The following is a 15,362-nucleotide window of genomic DNA, read 5'->3' on the forward strand; positions in this document are numbered from 1 at the left end:
CGCAGATGACCCATTTCGACAGTCTCGAAACCCGGCCGCGGGCGCAGCGCGAGGCCGAGCAGCTCGCCGCGCTGAACCGCATCCTCGCCGATCCGCCGGCGCCCGCACTTGCCGCGCGGCTGGAGGGGCAGGCGCCGCTCACGAGCCTCGCCGACCTCGCCCGCCTGCCGGTGCTGCGCAAGGCCGAGCTCGCCGGGCTGCAGGCCGGCCACCCGCCCTTCGGCGGCTTCACCGGCCCGGGGCCCGGCGGCTTCCGGCATGTCTTCCAGTCACCCGGCCCGATCTACGAGCCCGGCGGCGGCGCGGCGGACTGGTGGCGCATGGGCCGCTTCCTGCATGCCTGCGGCATCGGGCGGGGCGACGTGGTGCAGAACTGCTTCTCCTACCATCTCACCCCGGCGGGGATGATCTTCGAGAGCGGGGCCGCCGCGGTGGGGGCCGCGGTGCTGCCCGCCGGCACCGGCCAGACCGACCTGCAGGTGCGCGCCGCGCATGACATCGGGGTCACCGCCTGGGCCGGCACGCCCGATTACCTCAAGGTGCTGCTCGACCGGGCGGAGGAGCTGGGCCTGCGCCTCGCCATCACCCGCGCCGCGGTGGGGGGCGGGGCGCTCTTCCCCGCCCTGCGCGCCGAATACGCCGACCGGGGCATCACCTGCCGGCAGTGCTACGCCACCGCCGACCTCGGCAACATCGCCTACGAGAGCCCGGCCATGGAGGGGATGATCGTCGACGAGGGGGTGATCGTGGAGATCGTGCGCCCCGGCACCGGCACCCCGGTGACCGAGGGCGAGGTGGGCGAGGTGGTGGTGACCACGCTCAACGCCGACTACCCGCTCATCCGCTTCGCCACCGGCGACCTCTCCGCCGTGCTGCCGGGCGAGAGCCCCTGCGGGCGCACCAACACGCGCATCCGCGGCTGGATGGGCCGGGCCGACCAGACCACCAAGATCAAGGGCATGTTCGTGCGCCCCGAGCAGGTGGCCGAGCTGGTGGCCCGCCATGCCGAGATCCTCCGCGCCCGGGTGGTGGCGGGCCGCGAGGGCGCGCAGGACACGATGACCGTGCGCGTCGAGACCTCCGCCGGCGCCGGCTCTCCCGGGCTCGCAGACCGCATCGCCGAGAGCGTGCAGGCGGTGCTGAAACTGCGCGGCGCGGTGGAATTCATCGCCCCCGGCGGCCTGCCCAACGACGGCAAGGTGATCGAGGACACCCGCAGCTACGACTGACCGCGGACGCCGGGGCGGCGCACCCGTCCACCCCCGGCGCCTTCACGATTTTGTCAGCCGTCCGATTGACGGGTTCGCGGCCCCAATGCGTTGAACGCCCGTGTGCGCGGCACATCGGGGGTGCGATTGCCCCCGCTTCATCCCGCGGCGCGCACGGATGCGTAACGAAAAGAAAGGGGACAGACATGAAGAGCTTCCGTCTCGGCGTGGTGGCCTTCGCCACGACCCTGCTCGCCGGCAGCCCTATGCTGGCCGACGACCTCGCCCTGGTGATCGGCAATTCCGACTACGCGCATGGCAAGAAGCTGCCCGAGGCCGCCAACGAGGCGGCGAACCGGGTGGCGATGACCCTCGATGCCGCGGGCTACGAGGTGTTCACCGGCACCGACCTCACCTCGCAGGACATGTTCGACATCCTCAGCGAATTCAACGACCGGCTGCCCGAGGCAGACCGCATCGTGATCTACTATTCCGGCAACCCGGTCTCGGCGCTGCGCTCCACCTGGCTCACGCCGGTGGACATGCAGGCCGTCTCGCCGGTGCTGGCCGATTTCACCGGCCCCTCGCTCGACCTGCTGCTGGGCATGGCCGCCAACAGCCGCGGCAACTCGGTGGTGATGATCGCCGCCGGCGAGGACGGGTTCGAGGAGCCCGGCTTCGGCCTGAAGAACGGCATGGGTCCGCCGGCCGTGCCCAAGGGCGTGCTCTACCTGCAGGGCGACGCGGCGAATTTCGGCAAGGTGATGACCGATACCATCCTGCGCCCGGCGCTCTCCGCCACCGAGGCGGCGAAGCGGCTCGAGGGCCGCGTGGAAGTGGTGGGCGACGTGCCGGACGTGGTCTTCGGCCCGAAGAACCAGGCCCAGCTCGACGCCGCCATCGAGGCCGCCTCCGCCGCGGCGGCCCCCGCGTCGGACGACAGCGCCGCCACGGGGCGCGAGCAGCGCGATGCCGAGGCCGAGGAGGCGATGAACCTCAGCCGGGCCGAGCGCCTGCGCATCCAGGAGGCGCTCACGGTGCTCGACTTCGAGCCCAAGGGCATCGACGGCGCCTTCGGCCCCAACACCCGGGCGGCCATCTCGCGCTTCCAAGACGACCAGGAGCTGCCGGCCACCGGCTACCTGCGCGAGGGCCAGACCGAGCGGCTCTACAACCTCGCGGACAAGCGCGCGCGTGAGCTCGACGCGGCCGCGCGCAAGGCCGAGGCCGAGGCCCGCCGCGCCGACAACAGCTTCTGGCAGGAGCGTGCCGCGGGCGGCGACGAGCAGGGCCTGCGCGCCTACCTGCGCCGCTACCCCGACGGCGTGCATGCCGAGGACGCGATGCGCCGGCTCGACCAGATCGAGGAGAACCGCCTCGGCTCGGTATCCCAGCAGGAACGGCAGGCCTGGCAGGCCGCCCGGCGCACCGACACGCCGGCCGCCTACCGCGAGTACCTGCGCAGCTACCCCGACAGCCAGTTCGCCAATGCCGCGAACACGCGCATGGAGACGCTGCTCGGCGGCGCTGACGTGGCCAACCAGCGCGACCAGCTCGCCGCGCGCGAGGAGGCGCTGCGCCTGAGCCGCGACAGCCTGCAATCGGTCGAGCAGCGGCTCGACAACCTCGGCTTCCCGCCGGGCCGCATCGACGGCACGGTCGACGGCGAGACCCGCATCGCCCTGCGCCGCTTCCAGCGCTCGCGCGGGCTGGAGGTGACCGGCTTCCTCGACGACCCGACCCTGCGCCAGCTCGTGGCCGCCAGCGGCTGACCCTGCGACGGGCAGGGGGCTGCGCCGCTCCCTGCCTTTCCCTTGCGTTCGTGATCGAGCCCCCTCCCGGCCCCGGGAGGGGGCTCAGGCGTGCCGGCGGGTATCTTGCCTCAAAGAATCGTTTGTGTACGAATGATATTCGCGTAGCCTTGCAGCACCACATGCAGGGAGGTGCACATGCAGCGGGACAGAACGATGCCGAGGGTGATCGACACCTATGTCAACAAGACGAACCGGGTGATCGTGGTGTGGGTGGAATGCAACTGTGACCGCTATGTCCTGAACCCGGGGGACAAGATGCAGATCAGCCACATCCCCTGGGAAGGCGGCTGGGGGGGCGAGCTCGTCTTCCACGACGATGGCGATCTGCAACTCTTCATCGATGACTCGTGCGCCTCGGTCACCGTGAACGGCACGCACGTGGGCCCCTACGAGCAATGGGCCCCGGGAGACGAGGGCTACCCCGGCCTGCCGGAGTGAGCGGGCCGCAGCCGGGGCGCACATACGAAAAAGGCCGCATCCGGAGATGCGGCCTTTTTCCTCGAACCGTTCGCGGGGCTGGCCCGCGAGCCGTTTCAGCCCTGACGGGCCTTGAAACGACGCTGGGTCTTGTTGATCACATAGACCCGGCCCTTACGGCGCACGACGCGGCAATCGCGGTGGCGCGCTTTCAGGGAGCGAAGCGAGTTTTTGACCTTCATGGCCTCTCTCCTTTTCTCTCCTCGGCGACCAGGCTTGCCTGCGCCTTCGGTGAATTCCACACATCCCCTTGCGGGGCTCCCCCTCGGGTGGGGGAATGGTGGGCGTAGCTGGGATTGAACCAGCGACCCCTACGATGTCAACGTAGTGCTCTCCCGCTGAGCTATACGCCCGAAAGTTCGGGCGGCGTCCGGTTCTGAACCGCTCCGCCGCCCGGTGACGCGGTGTATAAAAGGAGTCGGCGGGGCGTTCAAGGGCTTTTGCAATAGTGTCGCAATATGGCATATTCGGCCCCCGACGCGCAGGAGGAGGGAAGTTCGGCTCATGCGTCAAGAGGCCTTCATTCTGCACGAGCCGGAACGGCTCACGTCCTGCGCCGTCTTCTCCTCGCCGCACAGCGGGCGGCACTATCCCGACAGTTTCACCCGGCGCGCCCGGCTCACGCCGCTGCAGCTGCGCCTGTCCGAGGATGCCTACGTGGACCGGCTCTATGCCGACGCGCCGGGGCAGGGGGCGCCGCTGCTCTGCGCGGTGATGCCGCGGGCCTGGCTCGACCTCAACCGCGGCCCGACCGAGATGGACCCCGCCCTGGTGCAGGGCGTGCGCAGCGCGGGGCTGAACCCGCGGGTGGCCGCCGGCCTCGGCGTGGTGCCGCGCGTGGTGGCCGAGGGCATGCCGATCTACACCGGCAAGATCACCGCCGCCGATGCCCAGGCAAGGGTGGCCGACTTTCACCTGCCCTACCACGACACGCTGGCGGGGCTGATCGAGACGGCGCGCCGGCGCTTCGGCATCGCGGTGCTGTTCGACTGCCATTCCATGCCCTCCGACGCGCTGCGCAGCTTTGCCGGCGTGCGCTCGCGCCGCCCCGAGATCGTGCTGGGCGACCGCTACGGCGCCTCCGCCGCCCCCTGGGTGACCGATGCCACCCAGGAGGCCTTCGAGGCCGCGGGCTTCCAGGTGGCGCGCAACACGCCCTTCGCGGGCGGCTACATCACCCAGCGCCACGGCCGGCCGCAGCGCGGCCTGCACGCGGTGCAGATCGAGATCGACCGCGGCCTCTACCTCGACGAGATCGCCATCGCCCCGGGCGAGGGCTACCCGGAGACCCTCACGCGCATGCAGGGCGTGGTGGCGGCGCTGGCCCGCATCGGGCTCGCGGAGGCCCGGGTGGCGGCGGAATAGGGCGCAAGCTTGAATTTCTCCGAAATCGGAGTATATATCCTCCAGAGATGGAGGACGCGATATGGCCTTTCCCCTTGTCCACCCGGCAACCAACCATGAGCCTGCGCCGCTCGTCGACCTCGGCGACGCGCAGGAGCGCGCCCGGCTGAGCGATGGCGCGGTGCGCGCCTTCCTCAACATCATGGAGCGCTGGGGCGTGCGCGACGAGGATGCCCGCCGCCTGCTGGGCGGACTGTCGAACGGCGCCTTCTACACGCTCAAGAAGGGCGGGGGCCGGGCGCTCGACGAGGACCGGCTGCGCCGCATCTCCTACCTCGTGGGCATCTTCAAGGCGCTCAACATCCTGCATGGCGAGGCGCTGGCCGACCGCTGGATGAGCCTGCCGAACCGCAACCGCATCTTCGCCGGGGCCACGCCGCTCGACTACCTGCTGCGCGGCGGACTGCCGGCCTTCGCCACCCTGCGCCGGCTGCTCGACGCGCGCCGGGGCGGCGCGTGAGCCTGCCGCCCGTCACCGCGCTGCGCCAGCTCGACACCACACGGCTGATCCCCTCGAAATACAGCGAGGGCGGCGACAGCGTGCTCACCCGCATCGCCGATGACGACACCCACCTGCAGGAGATCTTCGCCCTCGACGGCGCCACCAACGACCGGCTGGAGGCGGAGGCGAACCTCGCCCCGGGCATCGGCATCGGCGAGCTGGTGTTCGGCATCCCGCATTACCGCATCGTGAACGCCGCCTTCTGCCACCCCAGCCCGCTGGGCAGCCGCTTCAACGGGCCGGAGCGCGGCGCCTGGTATGCGGGCTTCGAGGCGGAAACCTCGCTCGCCGAGATCATCTGGCACCGCACCGTGGCGCTGGCCGAGATCGATGTCTTCGAGGACGAGGTGACCTACGACGCCTGGGCAGCCGATTTCGGCGCCACCTTCCACGACCTGCGCGGGGCGGGAGACTTTGCCGATTGCCTGGACCCGCAGAGCTACCGCGCCTCGCAGCGCCTCGCCGAGCGGCTGCTGGCCGAGGGTTCGGCCGGCATCGTCTATCCCAGCGTGCGCGCGCAGGGGGGCACCTGCCTCGCCTGCTTCCGCCCGGCGCTGGTGAGCAACCTGCGCAAGGGGCCGCGCTATCGCCTCACCTGGGCCGGCGCGCCGGAACCCCACGTCAGCACCGAAGAAACCAGTTGATCGCGCGGGGGCAACGCGCCACGCTCCCTCTCCCGGACGCAAAAAAAAGGCCGCGCAGAGCGCGGCCCAAGTCTAGGGAGGAAACGCCCACGAAGGGCGGCGGTGCGAACACCGCTGAGACCCACTGTATTTCGCGCCGCAGCATATGCAACAGGAATGTTGTCGTATCCGGCGGAGCCTTGCGCGGGCCCTGCGCAAAAATTTCCATAACTCACGGAAAAGGCACGGAAAAACTTTTCGTATATCTCGAATTGTTTTTTTAAGCCCCCGAATAAATGGCGCGTGATCCGTTTGTGAACTGCTGAAAATTCAGGCGAAATGAGTTAATGCGCGCGCATGAAATTGGCAGCGCTGTCAGCGCAGGGCGCGGCCCTTCAGAATCACGCCGTCGCCGAATCGCGCGCGGATGGCGTCGGCGGCGCGTTCGACCTTCGCGGCGCGGGCGCTGTCGGGGCGCAGCAGGTCGTCGGCGCGGTCGGCCTCCGCCCCGGGCACCAGGCCGGAGATGCCGACACCGATGAGCCGGAAGGGCGCATGCTCCATCTCGCGGGCCAGCAGCGGGGCGGCGGCGGCATAGATGCGGCCGGCGAGCTGGGTGGGGTCGTCGAGCGTGAGCCGCCGGGTGATGGTGCGGAAATCGGCGCGCTTGAGCTTCAGGGTCACCGTGCGGCCGCCGAGCTCCTTGGCCTTGGCGCGGTCCGAGGTCTTGCCGGCGAGGCGCCAGAGATGGCCGTCGAGGATCTCCGGGTCGCGCTCGTCGCGCTCGAAGGTGGTCTCGGAGGAGATGCTCTTCACCGCCTCGTGGGGAGTGACGCGCCGGCGGTCCTCGCCATGGGCGAGCTGCCACAGGCGCAGGCCGCCCTGGCCGTGGCGGCGCATCATGCTCTCCATGCCCTGGCGGCGGATGTCGGCCACGCTGCGGATGCCCTCGCGCTCCAGCGTGGCGGCGAAGGCGGGGCCCACGCCCCAGATGGCGCGCACCGGCAGGGGCGCGAGGCGGGCGAGCGTCTCGGCCCGGCCCACCACCGAGAAGCCGCGCGGCTTGTCGAAATCGGAGGCGAGCTTGGCGAGGAACTTGTTGTGCGACAGGCCCACCGAGGCCGAGAGGCCCAGCTCGCGCTCGATGCGGATGAGCAGCCGGGCCATCATCTCGGCCGGGCTCGCGCGGTGCAGCGCCTCGGTGCCCGAGAGGTCGAGGAAGGCCTCGTCGAGCGAGAGCGGCTGCACGAGGGGGGTGAGCTCGTCCATCATCGCGCGGATCTGCCGCGAGATCTCGGCGTAGTAGGAGATGCGGGGGCGGATCACCACCGCGTCGGGGCAGAGGTCGAGCGCCTTGAACATCGGCATGGCCGAGCGCACGCCGCGGATGCGCGCCACGTAGCAGGCGGTGGAGACCACGCCGCGCTTGCCGCCGCCGATGATCACCGGCTTGTCGGCAAGCTCCGGCGCGTCGCGCTTTTCCACCGAGGCGTAGAAGGCGTCGCAGTCGAGATGCGCGATGGAGAGGGTGAACAGCTCGTCATGCGCCGTGCGCCGCGGGCTGCCGCAGGCGGGGCAGCGCGGGCCGGTCGTGCGGGAGCCACAGTCGAGGCAGAGGGCGGGCATGGGTCCGGGTCACCTTGGGGGGCTGGGGGCCGATCATACCGCCGGCCCCGGGGCGCGGAAAGCCTATTCGGCGGCCGCGTCCGCCCCCTCCATGCCGATGAACCCGCCGGACTGCCGGGCCCAGAACCCGGCGTAGAGCCCGCCGCGCTCCAGCAGTTCCGCGTGGCTGCCCTGCTCGGCGATGCGCCCGTCATCGAGCACCACGATGCGGTCCATGTGCGCGATGGTCGAGAGCCGGTGCGCGATGGCGATCACGGTGCGGCCCTCCATCAGCCCCTCGAGGGCGGATTGCACCGAGGCCTCGGTCTCGGAATCGAGCGCCGAGGTGGCCTCGTCGAGCACCAGCACCGGGGCGTCCTTGAGGATGGCGCGGGCCAGCGCGATGCGCTGGCGTTGGCCGCCGGAGAGCTTGACCCCGCGCTCGCCGAGGAAGGCGTCGTAGCCGGCGCGGCCGGAGGGGTCGCGCAGGTCGTGGATGAAATCGTCGGCATCGGCTAGGCGGGCGGCCCGGCGCGCGGCCTCGGGGCCGGCTTCGGGGTCGCCGTAGAGGATGTTGTCGAGGGCGGAGCGGTTGAACATCGAGGTGTCCTGCCGGACCATGGCGATCTGCCGGCGCAGCCCGTCCTGGGTGAGGGTGGCGATGTCCTGCCCGTCGAGCGTGATGCGGCCCTCCTCGATCTCGTAGAGCCGCAGCATCAGGGCGAGGGCGGTGGACTTGCCGGCGCCGGAGCGGCCGACCAGCGCAACCTTCTCGCCCGGGGCGATGGCGAGGGAGAAATCCTCGAGGCCGCCGCCGCCCTCCGAAGTGTGGCGGCCGTAGCGGAAGGTGACGTGCTCGAAGGAAACCGCGCCGCGGGCGCGGCCGGGGTCGGTGGCGCCGGGGCGGTCGGTGATGGTGTGGGCGGGGGTGAGGGTGCGGATACCGTCCTCGATCTCGCCGATGTTGGAGAAGATCTCCATCGCGGTGAAGGAGATCCAGCCCGACATCTGCGCGAGCCGGGTGGAGATCATCCCGGCCACGGCGATATCGCCCGCGCTGGCGGCGCCCGCGCTCCACAGCCACAGCACCGTGCCCACCAGCATCACCGGCAGCAGGCCCGAGAGGAACATCAGAAACAGCCGGAAGGTGCCCGCCAGCCGCCCGAAGGCGAGCGCGGTGCGGCGGAACTCGGTGACGGCGCGGCTCGCCGCCTCCTCCTCGCGCGTGGAATGGGCGAAGAGCTTCACCGTGGCCATGTTGGAGAGCGTGTCGACCACCTGGCCGCTGAGGGCCGCCCGGGCCGCGGCCCGCGCCTTCGCGCGCACCCGGATGCGCGGCAGGAACCAGCGGATGAGCAGCGCATAGGCCGCCATCCACACCAGCAGCACCGCGGCGAGGCCCCAGCCGATGCCGCCCATCATCGCCACCGCCCCCACCACGCTGGCGAGGCCGAAGACGAGGGCGTTGCAGGTCTCGTTCACCACCGAGGTGGCGGCGTTCGCGGTCTGCATCTGCTTCTGGGCGAGGCGGCCGGCGAAGTCATTGTCGAAGAAGGTGAGGGACTGGCCCAGCGTGTGCCGGTGCAGGCGGATGAGCACCATCGGCAGCAGCCCCGGCCCGATGGCGAGCGAGGAGAACAGCGCCCCGAGCGACACCAGCGCCGGGCGCAGCAGCGCGAAGAACAGCGCCGCACCCACCACCAGCCAAAGGTGCTCGGTGAAGAAGGCCTGCGGCCCCGCGGCGGCCGCCCGGTCGATCACCGCGCCGATGACAAAGGCCGCCGCCACCTCGGCCACGCCGGTGAGCAGCGAGACGAAGGCGGCGACGCCGATCACCGGCAGCGCCCCTTTCAGGGCCCAGATCGCGAAGGCGCCGAAGCCGCGCGGCGGCGGGCCGTCGGCGGGGGCGAGCGGGTCGAACAGGGTTTCGAAGAAACGGAAGAACACGGTCGGCATACTCCGGGGCGGCCCCCGGGTGCATCCGGTCTGCCCGCCATTGGCCGACCACCCGGACAGGGCCGCGGGCCGGCGAAGGGAAGGAGGGCCGTCCGCGCCCCGGGGCGGGGGCGGGCGGCCCTTGGAGACAGATAGCGCCTCACTCGGCGGCGTCGACACCCGCCGCGGGTTCGAGCCCGATGAAGCCGCCGGACTGCCGGGCCCAGAAACCGGCGTAGAGCCCGCCCCGGGACAGCAGCTCGGCATGGCTGCCCTGTTCGGCGATGTGCCCGCCGTCCATCACCACGATCCGGTCCATCTGGGCGATGGTGGAGAGACGGTGGGCGATGGCGATCACCGTCTTGCCCTCCATCACGCGGTAGAGCGTGTCCTGGATCGCGGCCTCGACCTCGGAGTCGAGCGCGGAGGTGGCCTCGTCGAGCACCAGGACGGGAGCATCCTTCAGGATCACGCGCGCCAATGCAATTCTCTGGCGCTGGCCGCCGGAGAGCTTCACGCCGCGCTCGCCCACCTGCACGTCGTAGCCGGTGCGGCCGTGCGGGTCGCGCAGGGAGGTGATGAATTCATGCGCCTCCGCCCGTTGCGCCGCGGCGATCACCTCCTCCATGCGGGCCTCGGGCCGGCCGTAGAGGATGTTGTCGCGCACCGAGCGGTGCAGGAGCGAGCTGTCCTGGGTGACCATGCCGATCTGGCGGCGCAGGCTGTCCTGGGTCACCGCGTCGATCGGCTGGCCGTCGATGAGGATGCGCCCGCCCTCCACGTCATGGAAGCGCATGAGCAGGTTCACCAGCGTGGACTTGCCCGCCCCCGAGCGGCCGACGAGGCCGATCTTCTCGCCCGGTGCGATGGTGAGGGACACCCGGTCGAGCCCGCCGCGGCCCTTGCCGTAATGGTGGCTCACCGCGTCGAAGCGGATCTCGCCGCGGCTCACGGCGAGGGCCGGGGCGGCGGGCGCATCGGTCACGCCATGCGGCACCTTCAGGCTGTCGAGCGATTCGCGGATCACGCCGGCATGCTCGAACAGCCGGATGGTCACCCACATGATCCAGCCGGTCATGCCGTTGAGCCGCAGGGTGAGGGCGGAGGCCGCCGCCACCTCGCCCACGGTCACGGTGCCGAGCTGCCAGAGCCAGATGCCCGGCCCCACCACGCCCACGATGAGCAGGCCGTTGAGCAGCTGCAGCCCCAGCGACATCGTGGTCATCAGCCGCATGAAACGCAGGAAGCGCAGCCGCAGGCGCTTCATGGCGGAGAGGGCGTAGGCCTCCTCCCGCGCGCCATGGGCGAAGAGCTTCACCGTGTCCATGTTGGTGTAGGCGTCCACCACCCGGCCGGTGACCGCCGAGCGCCCGCGCGACAGCCGCTCCGAGGCCTCGCCCACCCGCGGCGCCACCCGGCGCACGAAGGCGATGTAGAGCACCACCCAGACCGCGAGCGGCAGGGCGAGGCGCCAGTCGATGCCGCTGAGGATCATCAGCGCGCCGAGCACATAGGCGGTGGCATACCAGATGCCCTCCATCGCCATGAAGGAGGCATCCTCCACCGCCGGGCCGATCTGCATCACCCGGTTGGCGAGCCGGCCGGCGAAATCGTTCTGGAAGAAGCTCACCGACTGGCCGAGCAGGTGCTTGTGCGCCCGCCAGCGCGCCTCGGCCTGCAGGTTTCCCGCCAGCGTCTGGTTCAGCAGCGCCATGTTGAGGGTGTGCATTATCGGGCGCAGGAACAGGATGAACAGCGCCGCCAGCAGCACCTCGAGCCCGTGCAGCGACCAGAAGGCATCGGGGCCCGCATCCGACATCAGGTCGAAGATGCGGCCGGAGTAGAAGATCAGCCCCGTCTCCATGAAGGCGACCACGAGCCCGGTGCAGGCCATCACCGCGAGCAGCTTGCGGTAGCCGCGCAGGTGGGTCCACAGGAACGGCCAGAGCCGCCCGGGGGGCGTGCGCTCGGGGTAGGGCGCGAAGGGATCGATCAGGTTTTCGAAGAACCGGAACATGGAAAGGCCTCGATGGAACTGCGTGCCCCGGAGGCGGACGGCAGGCGGATGACGGACGAGGCCTGCGGGCCGGATGCGGGACGGGACGTCGGAAATTGCCTGGAAGCAGGCCCGGCGCGCGGCCCGGTGCGGGCGGCGGGACGCCGGGGGCGACAGATGAAACGGGCCGGCGCGCGGGCGCTGGCCGGGCTCTCATCGATATGTCGGTGCGATCCGTGGCTGCATGAATGGCCTCCCTTGCAGGCGGTCAGGCCCGTTTCGATGCCCGATTCGGCCCCGCGTGTCCAGAGTTTTGTCGACAGTTCCGGCCGGGGGCCAAGTTCTGCTGGCGTCGGGCGGCGGATGCTGCATAACGGCGGCAAACGTGGAGGGCATGATGACCGACGAGTTCACCGACCGCAAAACCCGCGCCGCCGGCTGGTTCGAGAGCCTGCGCGACCGGATCACCGCCGCCTTCGAGGCGCTGGAGGACGCGCAGGACAGCGGGCCGCACGCCGGCCTCGCGCCCGGGCGCTTCACGCTGCGCGAGACGAAGCGCGACAGCGAGGACGGCTCGGACGCGGGCGGCGGCGTGATGGCGGTGATGCGCGAGGGCCGGCTGTTCGAGAAGGTGGGGGTGAACATCTCCACCGTGCACGGCAGCCTCGGCCAGGCGGCGCAGCGCAGCCTCTCGGCGCGCGGCGTGCCGGGGCTGGAGGAGGACCCGCGCTTCTGGGCCTCGGGCATCAGCCTGGTGGCGCACATGCGCTCGCCACGCTGCCCGGCGGTGCACATGAACACCCGGATGTTCTGGACGCCGGGCGCCTGGTGGTTTGGCGGCGGGGCCGACCTCAACCCGATGGTGGAAGTGCCCGAGGACACCGCCTTCTTCCACGACCGGCTGCGCGAGGCCTGCGAGGCGCATGACGCGGGCTATTACCCGCGGTTCAAGGCCTGGGCGGACGAGTATTTCATGATCCGGCACTGGAAGGAGGCCCGCGGCGTGGGCGGGATCTTCTACGACGATCTGTGCACGGGGGACTGGGAGGCGGATTTTGCCTTCACCCAGGACGTGGGCCGGGCCTTCCTCGCCGCCTTCCTGCCGCTCACCGAGAAGCACATGCACGAGAGCTGGACCGAGGCGGAACGGGAGTGGCAGCTGGTGCGCCGCGGGCGCTACGCCGAGTTCAACCTGGTCTATGACCGGGGCACGAAATTCGGGCTGGAGACCGGGCACAACCCCGAGGCGGTGCTGATGTCGCTGCCGCCGGTGGCGAAATGGCCCTGAGGCACCGGCCCGCTGCCATGCGGAGCGCTGGCGCGCATTCCTCCTGAGCTCCGGCTGGCGCCTGCGCATGTGCGGCGGCGGGCGCCGCCGCACGGGGGCGAAGGGGGCGCCGCCCGGGCTTGCAGGGGCGGTAGACCGCCGCGCTCCGGTGTGCGCAGGGCGACAGGGTACCGCCCGGGCCGCGCGGGGCGGCAGCTCGCCGCCTGAGCCGAGAAGGGCGGTGGAGGTCGCCCGCAGCGCGTCAGAGACTGTCCATCTTCTGGGCGAGGCGGATGTCGAGATCGGTCAGCCCGTCGGCGTCATGGGTGGAGAGGGTGACCTCCACGGTCTTGTAGACGTTGCTCCACTCCGGGTGGTGGTTGAGCTTTTCCGCCCAGAGCGCCACGCGGGTCATCCAGCCGAAGGCCTGGACGAAATTGTCGAACTCGAAGGTCTTCGTGATGGCGTCGCGGCCCTCGACCTCGTTCCAGCCCTTCTCCAGCAGCGGGGCGAGGGCGGTTTCGCGATTGGTGAGTTTCTCAGGCATCGCCCTGTTGTCCTTTCCGGAATGGTCCGTATTCGGTGAGCACCTCGATCTCGTGGTCGATCGCGTCGCGCTCCGCCTCGAGATATTGCTCGACGGCGTGGCGGAACGAGGGGTTGGAGATCCAGTGCATGGAATGGGTGGTGACCGGCATGTAGCCGCGCGCCAGCTTGTGGTCGCCCTGCGCGCCGGCCTCGACCCGGGCGAGGCCGTGCGCGATGGCGAAGTCGATGGCGCGGTAGTAGCACAGCTCGAAATGCAGGCAGGGGATTTCCTCGGTGCAGCCCCAGTAGCGGCCGTAGAGCGTGTTGCGGCCGAGGAAGTTGAGCGCGCCGGCCACCGGCTCGCCGTCGCGGCTGGCGAGGAAGAGCAGGGCATCGTCGCGCAGCCGCTCCTGCACCAGGTCGAAGAAGGCGCGGGTGAGGTAGGGGCGGCCCCATTTCCGGCTGCCGGTGTCCTGGTAGAAGGTCCAGAACGCGTCCCAGTGCTCGGGGCGCAGGGCGTCGCCGGTCAGGATCTCCACCTCGCCGCCGAAGGCATCGGCGGTGGTGCGCTCCTTGCGGATCTGCTTGCGCTTGCGCGAGGAGAGCTCGGCGAGGAAGGCGGTGAAGTCGGCGTAGCCGCGGTTTTCCCAGTGGAACTGCTGCGAGCTGCGCGCGAGCAGGCCCTGGGCGGCGCCGGCCTCGAGCTCGTCCTCGGTGCAGAAGGTGACATGCATCGAGGAGAGGCCGTTGGAATCGCACAGTTGCTTGGCGCCCTGCAGCAGGGCGGCGCGGGCGATCTCCTCCGTCGGCCCCGGCAGGGCGAGCAGGCGGCGGCCGGTGGCGGGGGTGAAGGGCACGGCGGATTGCAGCTTGGGGTAATACTCGCCCCCCGCCTGCTCGAAGGCATGCGCCCAGTTGTGGTCGAAGATGTACTCGCCCTGGCTGTGGCTCTTGGCATAGAGCGGCATCACCCCGATCACCCGGCCCGCGTGGCGGGCGACGAGATGGCGCGGCTGCCAGCCGGAGCGGCGGCCCACCGAGCCGCTGTCCTCGAGCGCCGCGAGGAAGCGGTGCGTGGTGAAGGGGTCGGCCGGGCGACCGCCGGCCAGGGCCTCGGGGCAGGCGCAGGCGTCCCACTCGGCTGCCGGGATCTCCGACAGGCCGGTGAGCACCGTGACCTCGATGTTCGTGGAGCCGTCCATTGCCTATGACTTGGGTGCCGGGGCGGCGAGGTCAATGGCCGCGGCGTAGGATTCGAAGGTGATGTTTGCTGCAATGCGGCGGGCGGCCTTTTCCTCGGCGCGCGAGCGGATGGTCCAGCACAGGATCGGCACGCCGCGGGACTGCAGCCGGGCCACCGGGGGCGTGTCGAGGGCGGCGTGGTGGTGCGAGATGAAGCACGCCCCGACCCGGTCGAAATCGGCGATCGCGGTGAGGTCGTCGCAGCGCGCCCGGTCGGTGCCCGGCCAGTCCTGCGGGGTGAAGCGGCAGGTGGTGAGGCCGCGGGGGCGCGACGGCGCTGCCTCGGCGAGGGCGGCGACGGCATGGGGATTGAAGGACATGAGCGCCACCGGGCCCTGGTAGGCGCCGAGCAGGGCGGCGGCCCGGGCCTCGAGCGCGCCGGTGTCGGGGCCGAGGCAGCCGGTCTGATCCTTGATCTCGACCAGCAGCGGCACCCGGCCGGCGACCAGCGAGAGGATCTCGGCGAAGCGCGGGATGGTCTCGCTGCTGTCGGTGAGCGGGATGCGGGTGAGCTCGGCGGTGCTGCGCTGCGTCACGGGCCCTGCCTCGGGGGTGAGGCGGTCGAGCGTGTCGTCGTGGAAGACCATCGCCTCGCCGTCGGCGGAGAGCTGCAGATCGATCTCGATGCCGTAGCCGGCGGCGATGGCGGCGGAGACGGCGGCGCGGGAATTCTCGATGCGGTGGCGGCTGCGGTCGTGCAGGGCGCGGTGGGCGATGGGACGGGTCAGGAAACTGTCCGGAAGATCGGCCATTCGGAGGCT

14 protein-coding genes and 1 tRNA gene are annotated in these 15,362 nt (G+C 70.8%); 7 read left to right on the plus strand and 8 right to left on the minus strand.

All coding sequences use genetic code 11. The features are described 5' to 3' along the window. The first annotated feature begins 5 nt into the window (after nt 1–5). The 3 genes from D3P35_RS13220 (at nt 6) to D3P35_RS13230 (ending at nt 3,460) form a co-directional block, all read left to right on the plus strand. On the plus strand, nt 6–1,229 hold the full coding sequence (locus D3P35_RS13220; RefSeq protein WP_118135210.1) for a phenylacetate--CoA ligase family protein: 1,224 nt from the start codon (nt 6–8) through the stop codon (nt 1,227–1,229). 185 nt (nt 1,230–1,414) lie between these two features. Next, nucleotides 1,415–2,980, plus strand: a complete 1,566-nt coding sequence (locus D3P35_RS13225; RefSeq protein WP_118135211.1) for a peptidoglycan-binding protein — start codon at nt 1,415–1,417, stop codon at nt 2,978–2,980. 177 nt (nt 2,981–3,157) lie between these two features. Further along, nucleotides 3,158–3,460 (plus strand): hypothetical protein, encoded by a 303-nt coding sequence (locus D3P35_RS13230; RefSeq protein ID WP_157982141.1) that lies wholly within the window; start codon nt 3,158–3,160, stop codon nt 3,458–3,460. Nucleotides 3,461–3,555: 95 nt separating this feature from the next. On the opposite strand, the gene ykgO is transcribed toward D3P35_RS13230, so the two are convergent. Together ykgO and D3P35_RS13240 are read right to left on the minus strand one after the other, a co-directional pair. Beyond that, nucleotides 3,556–3,681: a type B 50S ribosomal protein L36 gene (ykgO, locus tag D3P35_RS13235; RefSeq protein WP_072746485.1), complete on the minus strand. Its 126-nt coding sequence runs from the start codon at nt 3,679–3,681 to the stop codon at nt 3,556–3,558. A 96-nt stretch (nt 3,682–3,777) separates the two neighbouring features. Then, nucleotides 3,778–3,852: transfer RNA gene (locus tag D3P35_RS13240), tRNA-Val, on the minus strand. 151 nt (nt 3,853–4,003) lie between these two features. Between D3P35_RS13240 and D3P35_RS13245 the strand changes: the two genes are divergently transcribed. The 3 genes from D3P35_RS13245 (at nt 4,004) to D3P35_RS13255 (ending at nt 6,049) form a co-directional block, all read left to right on the plus strand. Beyond that, nucleotides 4,004–4,864 (plus strand): N-formylglutamate amidohydrolase, encoded by an 861-nt coding sequence (locus D3P35_RS13245; RefSeq protein WP_118135213.1) that lies wholly within the window; start codon nt 4,004–4,006, stop codon nt 4,862–4,864. A 61-nt stretch (nt 4,865–4,925) separates the two neighbouring features. Continuing rightward, nucleotides 4,926–5,363 carry an antitoxin Xre/MbcA/ParS toxin-binding domain-containing protein gene (locus D3P35_RS13250; RefSeq protein WP_118135214.1) on the plus strand — a complete coding sequence of 146 codons (438 nt, stop codon included), beginning with the start codon at nt 4,926–4,928 and terminating at the stop codon, nt 5,361–5,363. Then, nucleotides 5,360–6,049, plus strand: a complete 690-nt coding sequence (locus tag D3P35_RS13255; protein WP_198670614.1) for an RES family NAD+ phosphorylase — start codon at nt 5,360–5,362, stop codon at nt 6,047–6,049. Before D3P35_RS13250 ends, D3P35_RS13255 begins: the two co-directional genes overlap by 4 nt. A gap of 354 nt (nt 6,050–6,403) precedes the next feature. Here D3P35_RS13255 and D3P35_RS13260 read toward each other — a convergent pair whose 3' ends face one another. The 3 genes from D3P35_RS13260 to D3P35_RS13270 form a co-directional block, all read right to left on the minus strand. Beyond that, a complete protein-coding gene (locus tag D3P35_RS13260) occupies nt 6,404–7,654 on the minus strand; it encodes a DNA polymerase IV (RefSeq protein WP_118135215.1) in 1,251 nt (416 codons plus the stop codon). A gap of 63 nt (nt 7,655–7,717) precedes the next feature. Continuing rightward, nucleotides 7,718–9,580: an ABC transporter ATP-binding protein gene (locus tag D3P35_RS13265; protein ID WP_232830501.1), complete on the minus strand. Its 1,863-nt coding sequence runs from the start codon at nt 9,578–9,580 to the stop codon at nt 7,718–7,720. 148 nt (nt 9,581–9,728) lie between these two features. Beyond that, entirely contained in the window at nt 9,729–11,585 is a 1,857-nt protein-coding gene (locus D3P35_RS13270; protein WP_118135217.1) for an ABC transporter ATP-binding protein, read from the minus strand. A 376-nt stretch (nt 11,586–11,961) separates the two neighbouring features. Here D3P35_RS13270 and hemF point away from each other — a divergent pair, with 376 nt between their 5' ends. Beyond that, nucleotides 11,962–12,852, plus strand: a complete 891-nt coding sequence (gene hemF, locus D3P35_RS13275; RefSeq protein ID WP_118135218.1) for an oxygen-dependent coproporphyrinogen oxidase — start codon at nt 11,962–11,964, stop codon at nt 12,850–12,852. 241 nt (nt 12,853–13,093) lie between these two features. On the opposite strand, the gene D3P35_RS13280 is transcribed toward hemF, so the two are convergent. From D3P35_RS13280 to D3P35_RS13290, 3 genes are read right to left on the minus strand one after another with little or no spacing between them, the layout of a single operon-like run. Then, the gene (locus tag D3P35_RS13280) at nt 13,094–13,378 is read right to left on the minus strand and encodes a 4a-hydroxytetrahydrobiopterin dehydratase (RefSeq protein ID WP_118135219.1); all 285 of its coding nucleotides are present in this window, start codon (nt 13,376–13,378) and stop codon (nt 13,094–13,096) included. Further along, nucleotides 13,371–14,561, minus strand: coding sequence for a GNAT family N-acetyltransferase (locus D3P35_RS13285; protein ID WP_118135220.1), 1,191 nt, complete (start codon nt 14,559–14,561; stop codon nt 13,371–13,373). The genes D3P35_RS13280 and D3P35_RS13285 overlap by 8 nt, the downstream gene beginning before the upstream one ends. Before the next feature lie 3 nt (nt 14,562–14,564). Then, nucleotides 14,565–15,353 (minus strand): glycerophosphodiester phosphodiesterase family protein, encoded by a 789-nt coding sequence (locus D3P35_RS13290; RefSeq protein WP_118135221.1) that lies wholly within the window; start codon nt 15,351–15,353, stop codon nt 14,565–14,567. Nucleotides 15,354–15,362: the final 9 nt, after the last annotated feature.

This window comes from Oceanicella sp. SM1341 (assembly GCF_003448965.1).
In the GTDB taxonomy this organism is placed as follows: Bacteria; Pseudomonadota; Alphaproteobacteria; order Rhodobacterales; family Rhodobacteraceae; genus Paroceanicella.